Annotated in this window: 23 protein-coding genes and 1 pseudogene; 15 read left to right on the top strand and 9 right to left on the bottom strand. The window is 68.0% G+C overall.

Going from position 1 to position 20,149, the window contains the following annotated elements; all coding sequences use genetic code 11:
- Positions 1 to 14: 14 nt before the first annotated feature.
- Positions 15 to 728, bottom strand: coding sequence for a TetR/AcrR family transcriptional regulator (locus OHB41_RS47890; RefSeq protein ID WP_266708287.1), 714 nt, complete (start codon positions 726 to 728; stop codon positions 15 to 17).
- Between the two features lie 129 nt (positions 729 to 857).
- On the opposite strand from OHB41_RS47890, the gene OHB41_RS47885 reads away from it, so the two are divergent.
- From OHB41_RS47885 to OHB41_RS47860, 6 genes are all read left to right on the top strand, one after another.
- Complete coding sequence (locus OHB41_RS47885; RefSeq protein ID WP_266708285.1) at positions 858 to 1,535, top strand: SDR family NAD(P)-dependent oxidoreductase; 678 nt, start codon at positions 858 to 860, stop codon at positions 1,533 to 1,535.
- A gap of 101 nt (positions 1,536 to 1,636) precedes the next feature.
- Positions 1,637 to 2,971, top strand: coding sequence for a 3'-5' exonuclease (locus OHB41_RS47880; RefSeq protein WP_266708283.1), 1,335 nt, complete (start codon positions 1,637 to 1,639; stop codon positions 2,969 to 2,971).
- A 185-nt stretch (positions 2,972 to 3,156) separates the two neighbouring features.
- Positions 3,157 to 3,435, top strand: coding sequence for an HU family DNA-binding protein (locus OHB41_RS47875; RefSeq protein WP_266708409.1), 279 nt, complete (start codon positions 3,157 to 3,159; stop codon positions 3,433 to 3,435).
- 201 nt (positions 3,436 to 3,636) lie between these two features.
- Positions 3,637 to 3,840: a cold-shock protein gene (locus OHB41_RS47870; RefSeq protein WP_266708281.1), complete on the top strand. Its 204-nt coding sequence runs from the start codon at positions 3,637 to 3,639 to the stop codon at positions 3,838 to 3,840.
- 267 nt (positions 3,841 to 4,107) lie between these two features.
- A complete protein-coding gene (locus tag OHB41_RS47865; protein ID WP_266708279.1) occupies positions 4,108 to 4,596 on the top strand; it encodes a hypothetical protein in 489 nt (162 codons plus the stop codon).
- Between the two features lie 202 nt (positions 4,597 to 4,798).
- A complete protein-coding gene (locus OHB41_RS47860; RefSeq protein ID WP_266708277.1) occupies positions 4,799 to 5,167 on the top strand; it encodes a hypothetical protein in 369 nt (122 codons plus the stop codon).
- A gap of 181 nt (positions 5,168 to 5,348) precedes the next feature.
- Here the strand turns inward: OHB41_RS47860 and OHB41_RS47855 are convergent, their stop codons facing one another.
- Positions 5,349 to 5,810, bottom strand: a complete 462-nt coding sequence (locus OHB41_RS47855; RefSeq protein ID WP_266708275.1) for an RICIN domain-containing protein — start codon at positions 5,808 to 5,810, stop codon at positions 5,349 to 5,351.
- A 488-nt stretch (positions 5,811 to 6,298) separates the two neighbouring features.
- On the bottom strand, positions 6,299 to 6,550 hold the full coding sequence (locus OHB41_RS47850) for a hypothetical protein (RefSeq protein ID WP_266708273.1): 252 nt from the start codon (positions 6,548 to 6,550) through the stop codon (positions 6,299 to 6,301).
- A gap of 164 nt (positions 6,551 to 6,714) precedes the next feature.
- On the opposite strand from OHB41_RS47850, the gene OHB41_RS47845 reads away from it, so the two are divergent.
- From OHB41_RS47845 to OHB41_RS47830, 4 genes are all read left to right on the top strand, one after another.
- The gene (locus OHB41_RS47845) at positions 6,715 to 7,545 is read left to right on the top strand and encodes an IS5 family transposase (RefSeq protein WP_266708271.1); all 831 of its coding nucleotides are present in this window, start codon (positions 6,715 to 6,717) and stop codon (positions 7,543 to 7,545) included.
- A 195-nt stretch (positions 7,546 to 7,740) separates the two neighbouring features.
- Positions 7,741 to 7,974 (top strand): hypothetical protein, encoded by a 234-nt coding sequence (locus OHB41_RS47840; RefSeq protein ID WP_266708269.1) that lies wholly within the window; start codon positions 7,741 to 7,743, stop codon positions 7,972 to 7,974.
- A 125-nt stretch (positions 7,975 to 8,099) separates the two neighbouring features.
- Positions 8,100 to 8,672 carry a GNAT family N-acetyltransferase gene (locus OHB41_RS47835; RefSeq protein WP_266708407.1) on the top strand — a complete coding sequence of 191 codons (573 nt, stop codon included), beginning with the start codon at positions 8,100 to 8,102 and terminating at the stop codon, positions 8,670 to 8,672.
- 193 nt (positions 8,673 to 8,865) lie between these two features.
- Complete coding sequence (locus OHB41_RS47830; RefSeq protein WP_266708267.1) at positions 8,866 to 9,012, top strand: hypothetical protein; 147 nt, start codon at positions 8,866 to 8,868, stop codon at positions 9,010 to 9,012.
- 169 nt (positions 9,013 to 9,181) lie between these two features.
- Here OHB41_RS47830 and OHB41_RS47825 read toward each other — a convergent pair whose 3' ends face one another.
- Positions 9,182 to 10,129 (bottom strand): radical SAM/SPASM domain-containing protein, encoded by a 948-nt coding sequence (locus tag OHB41_RS47825; protein ID WP_266708265.1) that lies wholly within the window; start codon positions 10,127 to 10,129, stop codon positions 9,182 to 9,184.
- Complete coding sequence (locus OHB41_RS47820) at positions 10,126 to 10,383, bottom strand: hypothetical protein (protein ID WP_168532041.1); 258 nt, start codon at positions 10,381 to 10,383, stop codon at positions 10,126 to 10,128. The genes OHB41_RS47825 and OHB41_RS47820 overlap by 4 nt, the downstream gene beginning before the upstream one ends.
- A 613-nt stretch (positions 10,384 to 10,996) precedes the next feature.
- Between OHB41_RS47820 and OHB41_RS47815 the strand changes: the two genes are divergently transcribed.
- Positions 10,997 to 11,944 (top strand): IS481 family transposase, encoded by a 948-nt coding sequence (locus OHB41_RS47815; RefSeq protein WP_266708260.1) that lies wholly within the window; start codon positions 10,997 to 10,999, stop codon positions 11,942 to 11,944.
- 354 nt (positions 11,945 to 12,298) lie between these two features.
- Here the strand turns inward: OHB41_RS47815 and OHB41_RS47810 are convergent, their stop codons facing one another.
- Together OHB41_RS47810 and OHB41_RS47805 are read right to left on the bottom strand one after the other, a co-directional pair.
- Entirely contained in the window at positions 12,299 to 13,507 is a 1,209-nt protein-coding gene (locus tag OHB41_RS47810) for a right-handed parallel beta-helix repeat-containing protein (protein ID WP_266708258.1), read from the bottom strand.
- A gap of 317 nt (positions 13,508 to 13,824) precedes the next feature.
- Positions 13,825 to 15,033 carry an ISAs1 family transposase gene (locus tag OHB41_RS47805; protein WP_266708256.1) on the bottom strand — a complete coding sequence of 403 codons (1,209 nt, stop codon included), beginning with the start codon at positions 15,031 to 15,033 and terminating at the stop codon, positions 13,825 to 13,827.
- Positions 15,034 to 15,438: 405 nt separating this feature from the next.
- Between OHB41_RS47805 and OHB41_RS52480 the strand changes: the two are divergent.
- A pseudogene (locus tag OHB41_RS52480) lies at positions 15,439 to 15,990 on the top strand (PP2C family protein-serine/threonine phosphatase); the annotation flags it as partial.
- Positions 15,991 to 16,033: 43 nt separating this feature from the next.
- Entirely contained in the window at positions 16,034 to 16,489 is a 456-nt protein-coding gene (locus tag OHB41_RS47800; RefSeq protein WP_266708254.1) for an ATP-binding protein, read from the top strand.
- A gap of 30 nt (positions 16,490 to 16,519) precedes the next feature.
- On the opposite strand, the gene OHB41_RS47795 is transcribed toward OHB41_RS47800, so the two are convergent.
- Both OHB41_RS47795 and OHB41_RS47790 read right to left on the bottom strand, forming a co-directional pair.
- A complete protein-coding gene (locus OHB41_RS47795; protein WP_266708252.1) occupies positions 16,520 to 17,359 on the bottom strand; it encodes a polysaccharide deacetylase family protein in 840 nt (279 codons plus the stop codon).
- Positions 17,360 to 17,650: 291 nt separating this feature from the next.
- Positions 17,651 to 17,878, bottom strand: coding sequence for a hypothetical protein (locus OHB41_RS47790; RefSeq protein WP_266708250.1), 228 nt, complete (start codon positions 17,876 to 17,878; stop codon positions 17,651 to 17,653).
- A 171-nt stretch (positions 17,879 to 18,049) separates the two neighbouring features.
- Here OHB41_RS47790 and OHB41_RS47785 point away from each other — a divergent pair, with 171 nt between their 5' ends.
- Both OHB41_RS47785 and OHB41_RS47780 read left to right on the top strand, forming a co-directional pair.
- Positions 18,050 to 19,240 (top strand): sensor histidine kinase, encoded by a 1,191-nt coding sequence (locus tag OHB41_RS47785; RefSeq protein WP_266708248.1) that lies wholly within the window; start codon positions 18,050 to 18,052, stop codon positions 19,238 to 19,240.
- Positions 19,237 to 19,896 carry a response regulator gene (locus tag OHB41_RS47780; RefSeq protein WP_266708246.1) on the top strand — a complete coding sequence of 220 codons (660 nt, stop codon included), beginning with the start codon at positions 19,237 to 19,239 and terminating at the stop codon, positions 19,894 to 19,896. The genes OHB41_RS47785 and OHB41_RS47780 overlap by 4 nt, the downstream gene beginning before the upstream one ends.
- Positions 19,897 to 20,149 lie beyond the last annotated feature (253 nt).

Below are 20,149 nucleotides of genomic sequence, written 5' to 3'. Positions count from 1 at the left end.
CCGCCGACCGGGGGTCAGTGCCCCTTTCCAGTTTCGGTTGAGGTGAGGCCCAGGCTGGCGCGGCGCATGGCCTGATACAGGGCGGCGTCCTCCGGCGGGTCTGGCAGCGGGCCGCGGGCGGGCGCTTTGAAGGACTGGATCATCCATGCGACCAGACGGCGCCAGGCATCGGGCGCATCCTCACCGGTGGCGCTCAGAACGCCGGCATTGGCCATCAGCAGCAGGACCAGGTCCCTGCTGGTGAAGTCCTCACGCAGGTGTCCGCTGTCCTTGGCACGGGCGATGAGCTCCAGGAAGCCCTGGTACGCCTCGGCGCGACACGCCTCCAGGGCCTCGGCCCCGGGCAGGCTCATCGTCAGGACATCGGCGAAGCCTCGGTCGGCCGCCTGCATCGCGCAGACGGTCTCGATGTAGCCGCTGAAGCCGCGCCACGGGTCGGGGTTGGCCAGTGCCTCGGCGGTGGCTCGCACATAGGCGTCCATCCGGTCCGCGAAGACGGCCGCGACCAGTTCCTCCTTGGTGGGGAAGCGGCGAAACATCGTGGCGATCCCCACCCCGGCCTCCCGTGCGACCGAGGCCATCGACGCGCTCAGCCCGTCACGGCCGAACACCGTGCGCGCGGCGGCGATGATCCGCGCCCGATTGCGCTCCGCATCGCTGCGCAGGGGTTGAGCAGCGGACTCGGCCGTGTTGCCAGCGCTGCCGGTGTGCTGATCTTGGGGGTGCATGCGGACCAGACTAGCAAACCGGAAAGCCCTATCCGATTCCCGTGCTACGCTCGAACCAGAAAACGGATAGGGCTTTCCGGATGAGGAAATGGATAGCCCTATCCACCTCTACTCAATGGAAGGTTTCCCGTGCCCACCATCGCCATCGTCGGCGCCGGCCCCCAGCTGGGGCTGGCCATCGCCCGCACCTTCGGCTCCCACGGCCACAACGTCGCCCTGATCTCCCGCAACCGCGCCAAGCTCGACAACCTGACTGGCAAGCTGGCTGCCGACGGCATCACTGCCGCCGCCTTCCCCGCTGACGTCCTCGACCGCACCGCCCTCACCCGCGCACTGCAGGACGCCGCCGTGCGTTTCGGAGGCATCGAGGTCCTGGAGTACTCGCCGGTCGGCGGCATTGACTCCACCGCCCTCACCACCCCGAGTGCGACCGAACCCGCAGACGTGCAGCACGAGATGGACTTCCAGCTCTTCGGGGCCATCGTCGCCACCCGGGCAGTGCTGCCCGCGATGCGCGAGGCCGGCGCCGGCACTTTGCTGTACACCACCGGCGCCGGATCCATCGACCCCGTTCCTCAGGTCGGCAACGTCAACGCCGCTGCCGCGGCCCTACGCAACTGGGCGATCAACCTGCACAAGGAGCTGGCCGGCAGCGGCATCCAGGCTGCCCACATCGGCATCAACGTCTCCATCGGTATGTCGGTCATCCCCGATTTCCCGACGGCTCAGCCCGAGGAGATCTCCCCGGTCTACTGGGAACTGCACACCACCGACCGCAACAAGGCCGAACGCGTCTTCAGCCGCTGACACCACAGTCCGCCAGCCCTTGATCGTGCCGCGGTGGTCTCTGCCGCGGCACGATCAACGAGACCGGCCCTGCGCCCCTGCCAATATGCCCGCGAAGCCCCGTGAACGCAGCCCTGGGCTTCGCCGCCGTCGCGCGGCGCTTGCAGACGACCGCGATCGCCCGCACCAAGCCCGCCGTACCCCTGGAGCGGCAGCTCGACGCACTCACCGCCGCCGGGTGCCGGAAGATCTTCACGGACAGTACGACCACGGAACTCAAGGCGGAACGCCTCAAGCCCGCCGACGGTCAGCAGCCGGTCGCGTTGGTGCGGGTCTACCGGCGCGGCCATGGATGGGGTGAGTTCCCCCTCTTCGACCCGGCCGCCGCGGCCCCGATGCGGACGCTCTCGGCAAAGCAGCAGGCGGCGATGACAGCGCGCCGGACCTGTCCGAAGTGCGGGCAGGTCCGCCGGTACGTCGTGCATGGACAGTGCCACGCGTGCATCGTGCAGACGCAGGAGGAACGCCTGGCGTTGCAGGCCCGCACGTGTTGGACCTGCCGCCGTGTCTCGGGCACCGCGCTCCCGAAAGGTCAGGAGCCCCGGTGTCTGCCGTGCTGGATGCTGTGGCGGCTGCGAAGGCAGTTCGAGGAAGAGCGGGCCGCCGTCGCGCGGCGTACCTGTCTCGGGCGGGACTGCCAGGTGGTGACGGCGACTGACGAGGAGATCGCCGCCGTGCAGGCCGCCGGGACCTGGTTCACGCCACGCTGGTGCCCGCCCTGCAAGGAGCGCGATGACCGCGAACGTGAGGAAGCCCGCCAGCGGACTGCGGCGCTGGTAGCGCAGGCGCAGCAGGCGCGACGTGATCAGGTCGCCGGGCTCGAGAGGTGGGCCGGCACCGTTCTCGCGGATCCGGACACCGTCGTCCTCGACACGGAGACGACCGGCTTGCACGACGCGGCCCGCATCATCGACCTCGGCGTCCTCAGCATCACGGAGACAACCCTGATGGACCGGCTGCTGGACCCGGGCGAGCCGGTGCCGGCATCAGCCACGGATGTGCACGGTCTGACCGACGACGATGTCCGCGGGGCCCCTACCTTCAGCGACGTGTTCAACGACCTCACCACCGTCCTGGCTGGCAAGCGGGTGTTGATCTACAACAAGGCGTACGACGCCGCCCGACTCCGTCACGAACTCCAGCTCCACTACCGGCGCACCGGGCATCCCGCCCCGCGTGATGCCGCAACCGCATGGCTGGCTGCGATCCGCTGCGAAGACGCCATGATTCCTTACTCGGACTGGTGCGGGGACTGGTCCGACTACTGGGGCAACTACACCTGGCAGCCCCTGCCCGGCAGCGGCCATCGCGCGATCCCGGACTGCCGAGCAGTCGTTGAACGTCTTCGGGAGATGGCAGAAGGCCGTGGGATCGAGTCCTCCGACGAGGGCTCGTAGCGCTCGCGGGTGGTGCGGATCAGAGGGTACCGGGGACGGGCTCGGGTTCATCGGGTGCCGCTGAACACCCGGGGGAGAGACCGCGCCGGGCGTCGCACTGTCAGTGCCCGATGGCAGCATGGTTGGCTCGTCCCGCCTGCACGCCGCGGAACGGGACCATTCAGGAATATGGAGCAAAGCAATGAATCCGGAGCGAACTGGTGACTGCGCTGGCGGAGCGCGCCCAGGTGACCCGCAAGGACGCCGATGCGGTGCTGACCGCCCTCGCCGAGAGCGTCGGTGATGTCGTGGCCAAAGGATATGAAAAGGTGACGATCCCGGGCTTCCTCAGCTTCGAGCGCACGCACCGCGCCGCGCGTACCGCGCGCAACCCGCAGACCGGCGAGCCGCTGGAGATCCCGGCCGGATACAGCGTCAAGGTGTCCGCCGGTTCCAAGCTCAAGGAAGCCGCCAAGGGCAAGTGACCCCCTCCTCCCGTCGCCCTGCCGGGCACCGGGAGCACGGATCGGCGCAGGCGCCAGGCGAGGACGCGGCACGCTACGCCGCGTGCAAAGCCGGGTACTTGAGCCGTCGCGGGGTAGAACGGATGCCGGGCCCGGTCCGCTCGCGGACGGGCCAGCACCCAGACGGGCCGGGAATTCCAGCAGGATTTGAAGGACATCAGTATGGCCAGCGGCACCGTGAAGTGGTTCAACGCCGAAAAGGGCTTCGGCTTCATCGAGCAGGACGGCGGCGGACCGGACGTCTTCGCCCACTACTCCAACATCTCCGGCAACGGCTACCGGGAACTCGTCGAGGGCGAGACGGTCACGTTCGACTTGGGCCAGGGCCAGAAGGGTCCCCAGGCCGAGAACATCGTCCGCGGCTGACACGAACATCGGGGAGCGGATGTCCCAGGCCTTCGGGAGCCTCGGGTTGAATCCCACCGTGTGAAGAGGGGTCCGGCGCCGTCGGGCCACTCCTCCGTTCCCCCGCTCTCCCGCGAGCCTGGCCAGTCCCGGCAGCGCCGAGAAGTGGTCAGCCCGGCCTCGCCAGAGCGTTACGAGACCGGGCTGAAACTGTGGCCAGCAGCCAGTGGGCGCCGGGACCCCAGCCTTCGGATCATCGAGCGGCCCGACGAGCAGGGACGGGAGTGGGTGACCACCCCGCACATCAAGCACCTCGAACGCCTCTACCGCGACGGCCACCTCGCCGAACCGGTCGTCATCCACGACTCGTGGACGGGCAAGATCAACGAGTCGCTGTTCAAACCGTTCTACGAAGCGGCCAGGGCCGCCCGCACCGACCTGATCAAAGTCGGCGGCGAGCCGTACAAGAACTACAAGACCCGGCTGTCGATCGCGCTGCGTCTGCTGTGGCCCAAGCGGCCCGACTCGCGCTCCCCGTTCTGGCGGCCGGACTGGCGCATGAGCATGGTCGCCGAAGCCTCCGTCCGTCACTGGACCGTCGCCTTCAAGGCAGTTCAGGCAGGCCACACCCTCATCGCCCTGCGCAACGTGGATGCCGCGATCTTCTGGGTCCCCAACGAGACGGCGCCCGACACGTACCGGATCGGGACCGGGTTCGGCGAGGTGAAGGCCAAGTTCATCCAGCCCGGCACGTTCATACCGGAAGGTGACGACTGATGGCAGGCCCCACCGGCCGTGGCAACTCCCTGGGCGCCGCCCTGGGCGACCTCCTGCGCGCCCAGGTCACCCCCCGCCACCGGCTGTCCACCTATAGCGCCAAGCACTGGCACGCCCAGCTGAGACAGCTCACCGGTACCCGTCGCGGCTACGAGGCCCTCGAAAGTGCCGGCCTCGACGTCCGGCCCGACACCCTGATCAAGTGGCTGTCGGATCCCGAGTACAACGTCCGCCGCAGCTACCGCGATCTCATCCACACCGCGTACGAGAACGTCGCCATCGTCCCCGCCGACCCATCCCCGACCACATCAAGGACGGTCAGTTCGAGATCAGCGGGCTCGTCAAAACCGGCGCCGACGAGCGCGAACGCGGCACCCGCCGCGCCGCGCCCCTGCGCATCGACGCGAGCCGCGGGGACCGGAGCGACATCGAGGTGCTCTGGCTTGCCGGCGACCTGCGCGACGACGACTTCGAGGACCGCTTCATCGACGACATCATCGTCGCCGACATCGGTGAAGGCACCGACGGTTGGGAATTCTCCGGCGGCTCCTACACCGTCGAGCTGCGGTGAAGCACCGGAAGGAGACCCGTCCATGAGGACCAGCCCCGAACGCCCCGCGTTACCGGTGATCGTCGTGCACGGAGAGGCGGCCGCGGGCGCCGAGCTTCGTGTAGCTGCTTGCCTCGAATGGGCTGCCACCGACTCGCCGTCTGGGTTCGAAGGGTAGGCCGATTGGCGGTGCCTGCAGGAGTCAGGTGGTCTGCATCTCCCACTGCTGGGAGTTGCCGCCTGAGCACGAGACGAGTTTGACGAGGTGCTTGGCGTCCGCCCCTTCGCCGAGACAGGTTTTGGTCACGTTGTTGACCAGCTGGAACTCGACGGTCGTGGGGGCTAGGACCCACAGGGCTGCCGGGTCGCTGGACAGGCACGGCTTCATCGTGGCCGCACCGTTGCGGGCCACCAAGCAGAGTCGGTCGCCCGCGTTCTGCCGCATGGCGGAGAGCTGGAAGGCTTCGTTGTTGATTAGCCAGGTTTGGTAGCCGCTGCCGTTGCAGTCGGTTGCGTAGGGCCCGTAGTCGGCTCGGTAGTCCAGGCAGCGGCCCGTGGCCTTGTTCTTGAAGTGCACGTAGGCCGATGCCGCGTTCGCCGTCGCCGGACTCAGGCCCCACGCCAGCACAGCGGCCGTGCTCACCGCGATAACCTTCTTCAGCAACGCCGTCTCCCTCGACCTCGTCCGGTGCTCCCACTGACCCTGAACAGTAAAGCGCCTATGCCAGCCGCCGGGTGCGCCAACGGCGGATTCGGGGAGCTATCGGGTCAGCCTCTGCGTGTCGGGTCAGAAGGCAGTCAGGAGCCGGGTCTCAAACGCGCCGCCCCACTTCGCATCGACGCCAGCCGCGGCGACTGGACCGAGATCGAGGCCTTCTGGCTCGCCGGCGACATGCGCGGCAGCGGGCAGCGGTACGACGTCGTGTGTCAGTTGGAGGGCGCCGGCGTTGCCCCGGAGTGGTTGGCTTTGTAGCAGGTCATGCCCACCATCTGACCTGTTGCAAGGCTCCGCCAGCACCCTAATGGAGACTGCCCGGCGCTCTGCGAACGCTGTCTGGCCTCGGTGTCCACGAGTTCGTCGCAGGTCCTCAGTGGTGGCGCCAGCGGCGATGGACCTGTTGCACGTCGGCTTCAAGGACATCGCGCAGCTCGTCATCGCTCGCGGGCATTTCCAGGCCCAAGGCTGGCGATCTTGCGGTAGGACGTGGTCATGTCGGGGTCCCCCGAGGCAACGAGAGAGGACAGGAGTGCCTGGTCGGCCGGAGTGCTCTGGTCGACGAGCGTCAGGACCTGCACCCGGTCGGCGAGGGTCATGCGGGGGAGTGCGGATCCGAGTTGCTGTTCCAGCCGGGCCCAGGTGGTGGTCTGCTGTTCGCGTGCGGACCTCTTCAGGGCGCCGCGCACGGCGGCGGCCGCGGCGGAGGACTTCCGGTGCGAAGTCCCAGCGCGCCGGGTTCGGCCGGCCCTGCCTTGCGTACGTGACCTGATGTCCGGTTCGGTATCGCCTGATCGTGTGACTGTGGGAACTCCCAGCCGGTCGGCGGTCTTGGCCGTGCTGGAGTGACGGGGTGAGCGACCGCAAGCCCTACAAGAGCGACTTATCCGACGAACGCTGGGCGCTGATCGAGCCGGTGACCACTGCATGGAAGGCGAAGCACCCGTCCGTCAGCGGCCACCAGGGCAGCTACGAGATGCGAGAGATCGTCAACGCGCTCCTGTACCAGTCCCGGGCCGGCTGCCAATGGGACTACCTGCCCCACGACCTGCCACCGCCCGGCGCGGTGAAGTACTACTTCTGCAAATGGCGCGACGACGGCACCGACGCGGTCATCCATGACCTGCTGCGCTGGCAGGTGCGTGAGAGCCGGGGACGATTAGCCGAACCGAGCCTGGTGGTGCTCGACACCCAGAGTCTGCATGCCGCCGCGGGGGTACCCGCGGCCACGACCGGGCGGGACGCGGCCAAGAAGGTGCCGGGCCGCAAGCCGGGGCTGGCCGTTGACGTGCTGGGCCTGGTGATCGCCGTGGTGGTGCTGGCCGCTTCCGTGCACGACAACGCCTTCGGTACCGCGTTGCTGGACAAGGTCGCCGCGGGGACCTCCACGGTGACGAAGGCGCTGGTGGACCAGGGGTTCAAGAAGACCGTGGTCGACCACGGCGCCGGCCTGGGCATCGCGGTTGAGGTCGTCGAGCGCAACCCGGCCGACCACGGCTTCGTCCCGCAGCCGATCCGCTGGAGAGTCGAGCAGACCAACGGGATCTTGATGCTGCACCGCAGGGCGGTCCGCGACTACGAACACCGCCCGGCCAGCTCCGAGTCCCGGGTGTACTGGGCGATAAGCGATGTGATGACCCGTCGACTGACCGGCACCTCCACCCCGTCCTGGCGCGGCGCGTGAGCGGCGACCCACAGCAGACCCTCGGCGCCCTGCTTGCACGTCTGGAGGTCCGCGAGCGGCAGATCGCTGTGGAAGCGGAGGCCGCTCACGAGCAGATCGCGCAGCTGACCGCGCTGCTGGACGGACTCGCCCAGGCCGCCGAGCACATCACGATCACTCGCAAGACGCTCCTGGAACTGCCCGACGAAAACGCCCTTGGCACCGGCCACACCGACTCCGGCCCTGCCGGACGGCCCCGCCTACCAGCAGATCATGGGCGTGTTCGCCGAAGCCGACGCTCCGCTACGGGCGAGGAACGTGTGCGAGGCGATGGACCTGGACCTAGTGCCGAACAACATCAACAACGTCCGCATCAAACTGAAGCGCCTGACCGGGCGCGGAATCCTCGATGAGACCGAGCCGGGACTGTTCGCCAGGCCGCGACCGTAACCGCCCGGCAAACCCACCACCGGCCCCCTCACGTCGTTCTGCCAGCCCGCCGAGGAAACCCGTTGCGAGTGAGCCGCATCGGATGTCTGATTGATCGGCCACCGATCACGGGATGGAACATGAGTATGTCGCTGCCTGCCCCCTCGTTACACACTGCTCGCCTGCGACTGCGTGCCTTCGAAGACGCGGACGCGAACGACCTGTTCGTGCTGCAGAGCAACGCCTACGTGTTGCGCTACTGGGACGATCCACCGTGGACCGAACGCGCGCGCGCCGAGAAGTTCATCACCCGTTGCCGAGAGATGGAAAAGGAAGGCACCGGGGCGCGGCTGGCCGTGGATCGTGTCTCCGACGGGGCGTTCATCGGCTGGTGCACCCTGAACAGGTGGAATCCGGACTTCCGCAGCGCGTCGCTGGGCTACTGCTTCGACGATGCAGTGTGGGGCCACGGTTATGCGACCGAGGCCGCGCGCGCTTTGCTGCAGTGGGCATTCGACACGCTGGATCTGAATCGCGTCCAGGCTGAGGCCGATACGCGCAACGTAGCTTCTGCCCGCGTGCTGGAGAAGCTCGGCTTCGTGCGTGAGGGGACGTTGCGGGAAGACTGCGTTGTCAACGGCGAGGTCTCTGACTCGTGGGTCTACGGGCTGATCAGGCGGAAGTGGCGGCCGTCGTCCGAGCCGGCTCCCGCCCGCTGAGTCCCATCGCCCGGTACCTGGTATCGACCACGCCCCGAACCACTGATCACTGCGCCTCATCCAAACTCAACGACGAACCGGGTAAAGGCTCACATCTCGCCCTCTCAAGTGGTGTCTCCGGCACGGTCTTCGACAGGAGCAGAAAGCTCGCCACGGCGCTGGCCGCCATCGACGGAGCGGCCGTCCTCGACTCATGACCGTCGAGTTCGAGCAGAGTGCTCACCGGACACACGTCGTGGTGAGCCGGACCTGCGACACCGCCGACGAGCGCGACCTCGCCGAGCAGGGCACCACCACGCTCCTGGACAGCTTGACGGCCTTCCTCAAGACCGCGACCTGACGCACCGCAGCGCCCAGCGCCCGCGCTGTGGTCGGCGAACAGGGGTCGCCCAACCACGCGCCAGTTGGGCGACGGCGCGTAGATTCGACGCGTTGAATTCAACAACGGGCTGGTGCCCGAAGAAGGGAACCTTCGGCACATGGCTAGGCCCATGATCGGGCACCGCTCGCTACAATTCCCTGACTGTCGGCAGAGGTTCGCACGACTGGGTACACAGCAGCGGATCGCACGGACACGAGAGATCGGGCACACAGCACTGGGGACACAGTGTAGGAGCGGTCTTCTCCCGCCACACCGTGTCGTAGATCTCGCGGCGGATCTGCGCGAGCTCGTCACCGTGCAGGATCTCTTCCAGCGTCTGGTCCAGAACGTCACCGACAGCCCAGTCCCGGGCCATGACGCACGGGAAGACCTTTCCGTCCGGCGCGACGGCGAGGTTGCCGTTCCAGCAGTGACCGCACAGGCCCGAGAGGCTCGCGGGCTGTCCCAGGAGGTCCTGCCCCCGGCCGAACTCCCGCACCTCGGACGTCCGCACTGAGCCGTCGACACCGAGGTCGAGCAGGAATTGCCGGGTGCGTTCCGCGGCTGCGGCGTCCCCCTTCACCGCGATGACTCCCACCCGCGTCCGCACCCCCTTCTCGACGAGCCGGCGGAGGTTGGCGACGGTGCGTCGGTGGCTGCCGCGCACGGTGGTAACGGCATCGTGCACAGCGGGGTCGTCAGAGTAGACCGAGGTCGCGAAGTGCACACCTTTCTCGGCCGAGAATGCGAGCGTCTCCTCGTCCAGCGTGGTGAGGTTGGTGAAGACCTCGACGAAGTCGAAGCCGATGTCCACACTGCGGCGCATGAGCTGGTTGAAGGCCGGGTGGAGCTGGGGCTCGCCCCCGATCAGCTGGATCTTACGACAGCCCAGGTCGTAGGCATGGCCCATCACCGATCCGTAGTCATCAGTGGTCAGCACGTCCCGGTCGCCGCTGAGCGGATGCGAATCCGTGTAGCAGTGGACGCACCGCAGATTGCAGCGGTTCGTCAACTCAAGCCACAGAAAGTTCAGGACTCCGTCAACATCCTCAGGCGTCGTCTGGGTCGTCGGCTGTGTTGCTTCCTGAGCGCTCACCGGTTTCCCTCCGCCTCAGCCGAGGCCTGTCCGTATGCGTGGTCCTTCTCCTGACCGGGAATCGGCATCAGGAGCAGCTCGCCGTCCCAGTTCACCGGCGTCATCGTGACCCGGAGCTGGTATGCGGGGCCGCCGTCGACCTGGAACTCCCACGCCTGGCCGATGGTGAACCACGTGTCGCTCTCGGGTTTGTTCCGCGCTCGGAGGGCGAACTGCGGGGGTCCGGAAATGGCTGGCAGAGAATCCTGGGACACAGCTGTCACCCTCCTGACGATCATGCGTTCGACGGACGCATCCCAGCTTCACCGCGTGCCGATGGCTCCGCGATCCAGGCGCCTCCGCTTGAGGCACGGAGTCGCCCGGATGGGTGCAGGCGAAACGTTCCGGCTACGCTCACGCTTCCAGGAAGCTGCCGTCCGCCGGGTCTCGCCTTGGCTGCGGACAGTCGGCGCACCGCCCTGCCTGTGCGGCGCGGGCAGGACGGTGCCCTCGTCGGCCGGATGCCGGTGACGCGTTGGCGGCGCGCGGTGCCCGGATGAGCTGCTGCGCGCCGCCAGGCCGGATCGGTGCCCGGTGATGCGGCCATCGACGGGAGGGGGTCAGTGGCGGTGCCCATGGCGGGGTCAGTTCGGCCCTGGACCCATGCGACACCGACCAGGACATGGAATTTCCCGCCTGGGCCACCCGCACCGTGCTCGGCGAGCTCACCCGGCACTTCCGGCGGAGCAGCGGCGGGCGTTCGGGGCCGGGCAGATGACCGGCAAGCGAACTGCGCGGCTGGAACGGTTGAGCATGGTCTGGTCGGTCGCGGATATAAAACTGCCGATCACCGTTGACACCTGGGTCTCCGATCACTAGGAGATCGACATGTCGAAGACACCCCCGCTCGATCGCGAGGCCAAGCGACGGTTGGCCGTCATACGCCATGTCGAAGAGGTCACCGGCAACGTCGCCATGAGTTGCCGGTACTTCGGAATCAGCCGGCAGGCGTACTACATCTGGTACCGCCGCTACCAAGCTGAGGGCATCGAGGGGCTGCGCACTCGCTCGAAGGCGCCCAAGCACAGCCCGAACGCCACGCACGTGGAGGTCGCAGGGAAGATCATCTATCTCCGGCAGAACTACCACTTCGGGCCCGAGAAGATCGCGATGTACCTCAAGCGGTACCACGACGTCACGATCAGCAAGTCGGGCGTGTGGCGGATCCTCAAGCGCCTGGACATGGGACGCCTGCCGACCTCACAGCGATACAAGCGCCACGACCGCAGATGGAAGCGGTACGAGAAGCAGCTGCCCGGCCACCGCGTGCAAATCGACGTGAAGTTCATCGAACCGCTCGCAGCCATGCCTCAAGGCCGGCGCGGCGGCCGCAACAAGTACTACCAGTTCACGGCGATCGACGACTGCACCCGGCTGCGGGTCCTGAAGATCTATCCGACGCTCAACCAGGCCACCGCCATCCAGTTCGTCGACTACGTCCTGCAGAGGCTGCCGTTCCAGGTGGAGGTGATCCAGACGGACAACGGCGCCGAGTTCCAGTCCGCCTTCCACTTCCACGTGCTCGACAAAGGCATCGGCCACGCCTACATAAAGCCCCGCACACCGCGGCTGAACGGGAAGGTCGAACGCTCCCACCGGATCGACGGCGAGGAGTTCTACCGGCTCCTGGAGGGCATCGTCATCGACGACGCCGAGGTCTTCAACGACAAGCTTCGCGAGTGGGAGGACTACTACAACTACCATCGCCCCCATGGCGGCCTCGGCGGCCAGACTCCTTACGAACGCCTCAAGCAGAAGACCGCGTCCCAGGAGTAAACGATCATCGTCGGTTGCACAGCCGGTCCGCAGACCCCCGCCGGGCATCCGGACCGTTAGGAAGATCGAGAACTGCCGGCGCATCTCGCTGTCGCCGTCGACCGTGACGGGTTCGGCGCCGCAGGTACGACACCGGTGCGCCTGTCTCCCCACAACGGACCTCGGGCCGGTCGGCGTCGGCCAGGCGGACTCCCTACGGACCAGCCGGCACGTAAGCGGCACGACGGCCCCCAGCAGCCAATAATCAAGGCCCAGGCACCGGGATTCACACCGGTTGACCTGGGCCTCTCTCGCGTCCCGAACCTGGTGGGCGCGGACGGTTTCGAACCGCCAACATACGCCTTGTAAGTTCGATCAGCGGCAGATGCCGGGAGGGGCCGCGTTCGGGCCAATGTTGCGAATCCAGGTGTTGGCCGTGCCGTCGGTGCCGGGGCCACTGGTGGCGTCGCGGCAGTCGAGCATGCCGCTGCGGCGGGCGATGTTGGAGTCGATGGTGTTGCCCCCGTTGCCGCCGGCATCGATGCGGATGCCGTCGCCCGCGTTGTCGCTGGCGACGTTCCGGGAGATGACGGAGTTCGCGAGCGAGTTCGCTGCCACGCTGATGCCGTGGCCGACGGTGCTTGATTTGGAATTTCTGATGATGTTGCTGGTGATGGTGACGTTGGTGTTGGGCGAAAGGCCAAAGGCGTTGGCCCGCACGCCAAGGAAGCCCCTCTCAATGGTGTTGGAGGTGATCCTCAATTTCGTATTGCTGTCGCCGAAGAAGATCCCGGGGGCGCCAAAGTTGTCCTGGATGATGTTCTTCCCTACGGAGACGTTGCTGGACTTGAAGATGAATGCAAAGGCTCTATCTTTCAAGGAGGTGTTTCTATTTACTCTGACATTGTCGACTCCTCCGGGTGCCGGTGCGTCCAGAAGGACACCAGAGTTCTCGTTACCGGAAAATGTATTGTTTTCGATGTCCGCGTTCTTCAGGCCCGCGTCCGAGTAGACTCCATTGCCGCTTGCGGAGCCGGGTTTATTGTTCTGACGGATACAGTTCTGTTCAACCTCGGAGAGGTTTGTGCCGCTGGAGTTGAAATAGACTCCGAATACGTTGTCCTGGATTACGTTCTGCCGTACTTGGTAGCCTGAGTGTGCCGCACTCGTGACAATGCCATAACTGGAGGTATTGTTCTGAACGGTGAAGCGGGAGAACCTGATGCCGTTCTCCATCAAGCGGACACTGCCCGAACCATCCGCCGACTGAATGATCGCCTGCCTAGACGGATTCGGAGCTCCGGCCCGGCGGCACCCAGTCCCACTGGGGGCGGCGGCCGGTCCGACCAACCGCAAATTCGCCTTGTTCACGGTGACAACCTCGTTGTATGTTCCGGCGCAGACCCTGATCTCATCTCCCGGCGAGGCCGCAGTAATCGCTGCCTGGATCGTGGTGAAAGGTGCACCCGGGCATTGCGCTCCGTTGTCATCCACAACGAGTACGGCCTGAGCTGCCTGGCTGGGCACCGCCGGGAACGCTGTAGCCACTGCGACGCACGCCGCGACAAGAATCGTCTTCTTCATGGTTTTCTCCTTGACTCTCGATGCAGACCGCAATCCGGTCGTGCGGCAGTACAAGCGGCTAGGTGGCACATAACCTGGCAGCCGGACTGATGGAATGAGCTGGAATTTGCCGGACTCCATCAGTTACGTAAACCGAACGAAGCGCGGGCAAGCACTCGCTGATTGAGAACCTAGGTTGGTTACAGTGGGTGCGCAAGCGATAGCACTCCGTACGCACCACTGAGCGTGCGACGTCACCGACCCGCCGGGCGGGCATGCCTGTGCCTCTGCTCGGAACGTTGTCGAACGGCGTCGTCAACTGCCGTGGCAGGGCTTGATCAAGTTCCGTAGGTGTCCGGATCGTTGGTGATGCCCAGGATGGGGAGTGCTCGCCTGGGTTCGTCGCGGATCGCCCGGGTGGTCTTGGCGATGTTGTGGGCTCCGAGGGTTTTCAGCGCGCCGATGGCTAGGTTGCGGAGGGTTGCCATGGCGCGGGGTGCGGTTCCGGTGTGGACGGTGGAGGTGTCCTCGGCGAAGGTGACGTCTCGGATGTGGTGCGAGGAGTTCTCGATTCCCCAGTGGCCGCGGATCGCGGTGGCCAGGTCGGCAGGGCTGGTCTGGTGGGCGTCCATGCTGGTCACGGCGTAGACGCTTTCACTGCTCTCGCGCTGGCCGGTCGGCTTGCGGCGGCGGTGGGCGCGGATGGCCAGGCGGGCGTGGGGGCACGCGATTCCGCCGAGTCCGTCGGCGATGCCGCAGGTCTTGACCGACCGTGACTCCCGCCGTCCGTGCCCGGTGACGGAGGCGGTGTGCTGGACGGCGATGTCCCGCCAGGGCAGGCCCGCGATCTGGCGGTGGGCGACCGGCTGATTGGCTTTGATCACGGCGATGTAGTGCGCCTTCTTCGTCTCGACCAGCCAGGAGATGTTCGCCTTGACCGAGTGGAGGGCGTCGAAGGTGACGACCGTGCCGGTCAGGTCCAGCGGTGCCAGCAGGGGCCGGAAGTGTGAGGTCTCGTTCGTCTTGGTGCCGACCTCCACCTGGGCGAGGGTCACGACCGGGTCGTGGGTGACCGCGGAGAGCAGATGCCGGCGCGTCGCGGACAGACGGGCTGATCCCTTGAGTGCTTTGCCGTCGACAGCGATCACCCGCGGCCGCCTCGACGCGGAAGCCGACGGCGCCGGGCCGGGTCCGGTGGTGGTGCGGTGCCGGTCGGCCAGATAGGCGCCCACCGCGCGGTCCAGGGCGTCCCCGTCAACAGCCCCCAGCACACGGCCGATCGTGGCCGGCGACGGAGCGTGCCGCCATCTGAGCAGGTGACGACGGATCCCGATCACTGTCAGCAGTGCGTCCGAGGCACGCTGGCCCCACTCAGAGAGTTCGTCGATGCTCCTCGCGCCCGAGACGACCGCGCAGGCACATACCAGCAGGATCGCGGTCAGCGAGTACCACCGCCCCCGACGTGCGCGCGGGTCTGGCACCGAGTCGAAGTAGGGGCGCAGGTCAGTGATCCGGCCGGCATCCAGCGGACCCAGCTTCACCAGCACGGCAGGGACGGGGGAAGATGCAGCGGCAGGCACGGGCAACCTCATGATCATCGGGCTTAGTCACCACAATGATCACGAAGCCCGTGCCTGCCCTGCTACGCGCCCCAACCGGTCACAACCCGACCACTCGGACGACCCTGGAACTTGCAACCGCCCTGGGTTGCGAAGGGAGGCTCTCCCGCCACCCTCGTCGTCCCGCTGCTCGCGCGCGGCGCCACCTTGGGGTTCGCGACCTTCTACCGGTTCGGCAGGGACTTCGAGCAGGGTGACATCGAGGCGGCGACCGAACTCGCCTCGCACGCCGGGCTGTCCGTCGACAACGCCCGCCGGTTCCAGCACGAACACGCGATCGCGCGTGCCCTGCACCTGGATCTGCTCGCCAGTCACTTCCCCGGCCAGAGCGCCGTGAAGAGCGCACACCGTGTCATCGCCGCCGGAGGTGGGACGGACTGGCTCGACGTCATCCCGATCTCCGGGGCCCGCGTCGCCCTGGTCGTCGGTTCGCTGCGGGGCGCGGGTCTGTACGCGGCCGCCGCCATGGGCCGGCTGCGTACCGCCGTACACACGCTGGCCGAGATCGACCTCAGCCCGGACGAAGTCCTCGGCCGACTCGACACCCTCGTCAACCGCATCACCGCCGAGCGGGCGTCCGGCCTCGATCCCGGGGCACACAGTGAGGCGGCGGGAGGAGCGGTCGCGGGAGCCACCTGTCTCTACGCGATCTACGATCCGGCGTCCGGCCGCCTCAGTCTGGCCAGCGCCGGCCATCCCGTACCGGTGGTCGTACACCCCGACGGAAGCCGGCACCTCACGGACATACCTGCCGGCGGCGCCATGGGAACGGCCGACAGTCCGTTCGGTACCGCCGAGTTGGACATCCCGGAAGGGAGCGTCCTGGGCCTTTATTCCAACGGGCTGCTCGCGTCCACCGACCGTGAGAGCTTTCTCGACATGCTCGCCGACCGCCTCATGGCACCCGACGCCGACCTGGACGCGGTGAGTGACGAGCTCGGTCCTGGAGCTCTTGCAGGACCGGGCCGACCGCGACGCGGTCCTGCTGCTCGCCCGGACCCACCGCCTCGGCGAAGACCAGTTCGTCACCTGGGACCTGCCGAAGGATCCCGCCGTGGTGGTCACGGCGCGCGCTCTGGTGGCGCGGCAACTCGCGGCGTGGAACGCCGAGGACATGACCTTCGCCACCCAGGTGGGCGCGAGCGAACTCGTCACCAACGCGATCCGGTACGGCGAGAGTCCGATCCGGCTGCGTCTCCTGCGTGACCAGTCCCTGATCTGTGAGGTCTCCGACGGAAGCTCGACAGCTCCCCATCTGCGGTACGCGCAGACCACCGACGAGGGGGGCCGCGGGCTCTTCATGACCGCGGAGCTGACGCAACGCTGGGGCACGAGATACACGCAGCGCGGCAAGACCATCTGGACCGAGCAGAAATTCGCCTGACGGACCGTCAGACCCCGGAGCGCCGACGGTTCAGGGCCGGTAGACCATTCCCGGCTGGGGCTGGGCGGGGGCAAGGAGCTGGGACACCGTGACGATGGTGTAGCCGCGCTGCTTGAGCGCCTTGATGATCCCCGGGACGGCGGGCACGGTCCCCTTGTGCAGGTCGTGCAGCAGGATGACGCCGTCGCGGTGGGTCTGGTCGAGCACCCGCCGGGTGATGAGGGCCGGGTCGGTCGTCTCGTAGTCCTTCGCCGTGACGCTCCACAGCACCTGCGCCAGGCCCAGCTCCCGGCAGATCTCGGACACCTGGCGGTCGGTGCGGCCCTGCGGCGGACGCATCAGGACGGGCTTGGTGCCGGTGATCTTCTCGATGGCGTCCTGCGTACTGGTCAGTTCCTGACGGGCGTCGTCCGCGTCGATCTGCGTCAGGACCCGGTGGTTCCAGGTGTGGTTGCCGATTTCGCTCCCCTCGTCCGCGATACGACGGATGACCTCGGGGTATGTGTCGATGTGGCCCTTGCCCTGTAGGAAGAACGTCGCGTGCAGGTGCTGCTGCTTCAGGATGTCCAGCAGGCCGGGAGTGGTCGGGCTGGGGCCGCCGTCGAAGGTGAGGGCCACACACTTCGCCTCGCGGCAGTCGACAGGCCCGGTGGCCGCTCCCGAAGCCTTGCCCCGGGCAGCGGCGGGAGACGTGTGATCGTACGTCGTGACGGTCAGGGACAGGGTCAACGCCACGGCCACGACGGCGGTCACGGCCGTCGCGAGGGCGATGACCAGGCGCGGTCGCCGGATGCGGGGCCGTCGCGTGCGGAACGGTGGTATGCGCTCCCGCCGTAGGCGCGTTCGTCGTATGCGGTCGTACAGGGACATCGGAAAACCTCTCACCGGGTGGTGCTGTTCTGCGGTTCGGAAGGCGCCTGGGCGGGTACCCGGGAGCGTCGGGCCGTGGTCAGGAAGGTGGCCGGCGGGGAGCCCGGACCGGGCCGGACGCGGCGCGCCCGCGCCCAGGTCGCGGCCACCGCGTGGAGGGTACGCCGCCGGATCGGGCCGGCCGTCGCGCCGGTGCGCGGCGACGGCCGGCCCGGCCTTGCGGCGTGGGCTTGGGCGTAGGCGTCGGGGAGGGACGGGGGCGGACGCGCCCATCGGTCGGTCGCGGCGCCGCTACCCCTCCTCGGGGCGGGAACGGCGCCAGGGGGAGCCGGGCAGCCGCGTCGCGAGGACCAGCGCCGCGACACCGGCGAGCGCCAGGGCCAGCTTGATCAACGACGGCCCGTAGCCGGGTACGCCGAATCCCCAGAGCGTGAGGTGTGCGTAGAGCCGCTCTGCCAGCGGCACACCGCCGGAGAGCGCGAGCAGCGCACCCACCAGGAGCAGGACGTATTTCTTCATGGCCGAACCCTTCTCGGAAGACCTGTGAGGTGACTCCCCGAACGCTAGGTGTGCCGGTCCGCCGGCCGCCTCGGCTCAAAGTCGGTTCCCGCGCAGACCAAAGTCTGTGGTTTTCCCCGGCCGGCTCTTCCGCCCCGGGCGATCCCGGCCGGTCGCTTACCTTTGTCCCTTGTGAGCAGTTCCCGGCGCGAGAAGACCATCGACCTCGGCATAGTCATCCTGACCGTGGTGCTGTCGGCTGCCCTGTCCCACGGGCGGAGCAGGGGCGCCCTGGATCTGAGTCCGGAGTTCGGCGCCGGTACGTGGCCCGCCCGCACGCTGAGCCTGTCGTCGCCGCTGCTCTTCGGTTTCACCTGGGTGGTGAACCCGATCACTTTGGCGGCCACCGGGATGCTGTGGTGGCGAAGGCGGTGGCCGACCGCTGCCGCCGTCGTGGCCGCGGCGGCCGCGAGCGTCACCCCGGCCGTCGTGCCCCTGGTCGTGGCGCTCTTCACGGTCGCCGTCCTCAAGCCACCGCGCACCATCCTGACCGTCGGCCTGCTGGCGCTGCTGCCCATACCCGTCTACTTCCTCATGCACCCCTCCGTCTCCGGGGGGCCGATCGCCGGCGCGGTGATCGTGGCGGTCCTGATCGCCGCGGCGGTCGGCTGGGGGCTGTTCGTCCGCTCCCTCCACGAGCGCACCGAACGGGCCGAAGCGGAGGCTGTGCTCCGCGCCCAGCGCGCCCAGCAGCAGGCCAGGGAGGACATCGCCCGGGAGATGCACGACGTTTTGGCGCACCGGCTCTCGCTGCTGAGCGTCCACGCCGGCGCGCTGGAGTTCAACTCCAACGCCTCCGCGGCGGAAACAGCCCGCGCGGCCGCCGTGATCAGGGAGAGCGCGCACCAGGCACTGGAGGACCTCCAGGTGGTGCTGCACGTCCTGCGTTCGCCGGCCGAGGACTCCACCGGCGACGGAACCCGGCCTCCGCAGACCGGTCTGTCCGAGGTACCCGACCTGGTCGAGGAGTCGCAGAGTGCCGGCATGCGGGTCGACCTCGACATCCGCTGCGCCGAACCGGGCGGTCCGACGGGTCTCGCCGGCCTCACGGCCTACCGGATCGTCCAGGAAGGCCTGACGAACGCCAGAAAGCACGCCCACGGTTCTCCGGTCAGGATCACGGTGGAAGGCGGCCCCGGCGCGGGGCTCAGCCTGGAACTGACCAACCCGGCCGCGGGCGGCACGACGCGTGACGGCATCCCCGGCGCCGGCCAGGGACTGATCGGCCTGGAGGAACGCGTCACACTGGCCGGGGGCAGGCTCAGCCACGGCAGGACCACGACCGGCTACGTGCTGCGGGCCTGGCTACCCTGGCCCGTATGATCCGTGTACTGCTCATCGACGACGACCCGCTGGTCCGCGCCGGGCTCCGCCTGATGCTCAGCGGCGCCGGCGACATCGACGTCGTGGCCGAGGCGGGGGACGGCGGCGAGGTCCCCGCGCTGGTCGACGAGCACCGCCCCGACCTGGTGCTGATGGATATCCGGATGCCCGACGTGGACGGCCTCGAAGCGACCACGGCGCTCCGTACCCGCCCCGATCCGCCGACCGTCGTCATGCTGACGACCTTCCGGGAGGACGAGCAGGTCCTCCGCGCGCTCCAGGCCGGCGCGGCCGGCTTCCTGCTCAAGCACACCCCACCCGCCGAGATCGTCGCGGCGGTGCGCCGGGCGCACGCGGGCGAGCCGGTGCTGTCACCCGCGGTGACCGAGCAGCTCATCGCCCGCGTCACCCGGGGCATCGGAACGGACCGGCGCCCGGGGAGCGCCGAGGCGCGCACCCGACTCGACCGGCTGGGCCCCCGGGAACGGGAAGTCGCGGTGGCCGTGGGGCAGGGCAAGACCAACGCGGAGATCGCCGCGGAGCTGTACATGAGTCTGGCCACGGTGAAGGCCCACGTCTCCCACATCCTCACCAAGCTGGAACTCACCAACCGGGTGCAGATCGCCCTGGCCGTTCACTCCGCGGGCCTGACCTGACGGCCCCAGCGGGCGCGCTCGACCAGGGGTGCTCGGGTAGGCGGTGACCCGGTCCGCCGCAGCGGCGTGCCGTACCGCGTACGGGCCCCGGCTCGGCCGCACGGCGGAAGCGCTCCGCAGGGAGGGCGGCCATCGAATGCAAGGGGACGATCCCCTATATCCATAGCTGACGCCCGCCCGGTAGGTCGGCCCCGGCCGACCGTCCGCAACGGGTGAGCCCCGGACCGCCCCACCCGGGGGTCCGGGGCTCACC

It is taken from the genome of Streptomyces sp. NBC_01571 (assembly GCF_026339875.1).
In the GTDB taxonomy this organism is placed as follows: domain Bacteria; phylum Actinomycetota; class Actinomycetes; order Streptomycetales; family Streptomycetaceae; genus Streptomyces.
Note: the sequence above shows the minus strand (reverse complement) of the source record. Positions and strands in the feature narration are given on the sequence as shown.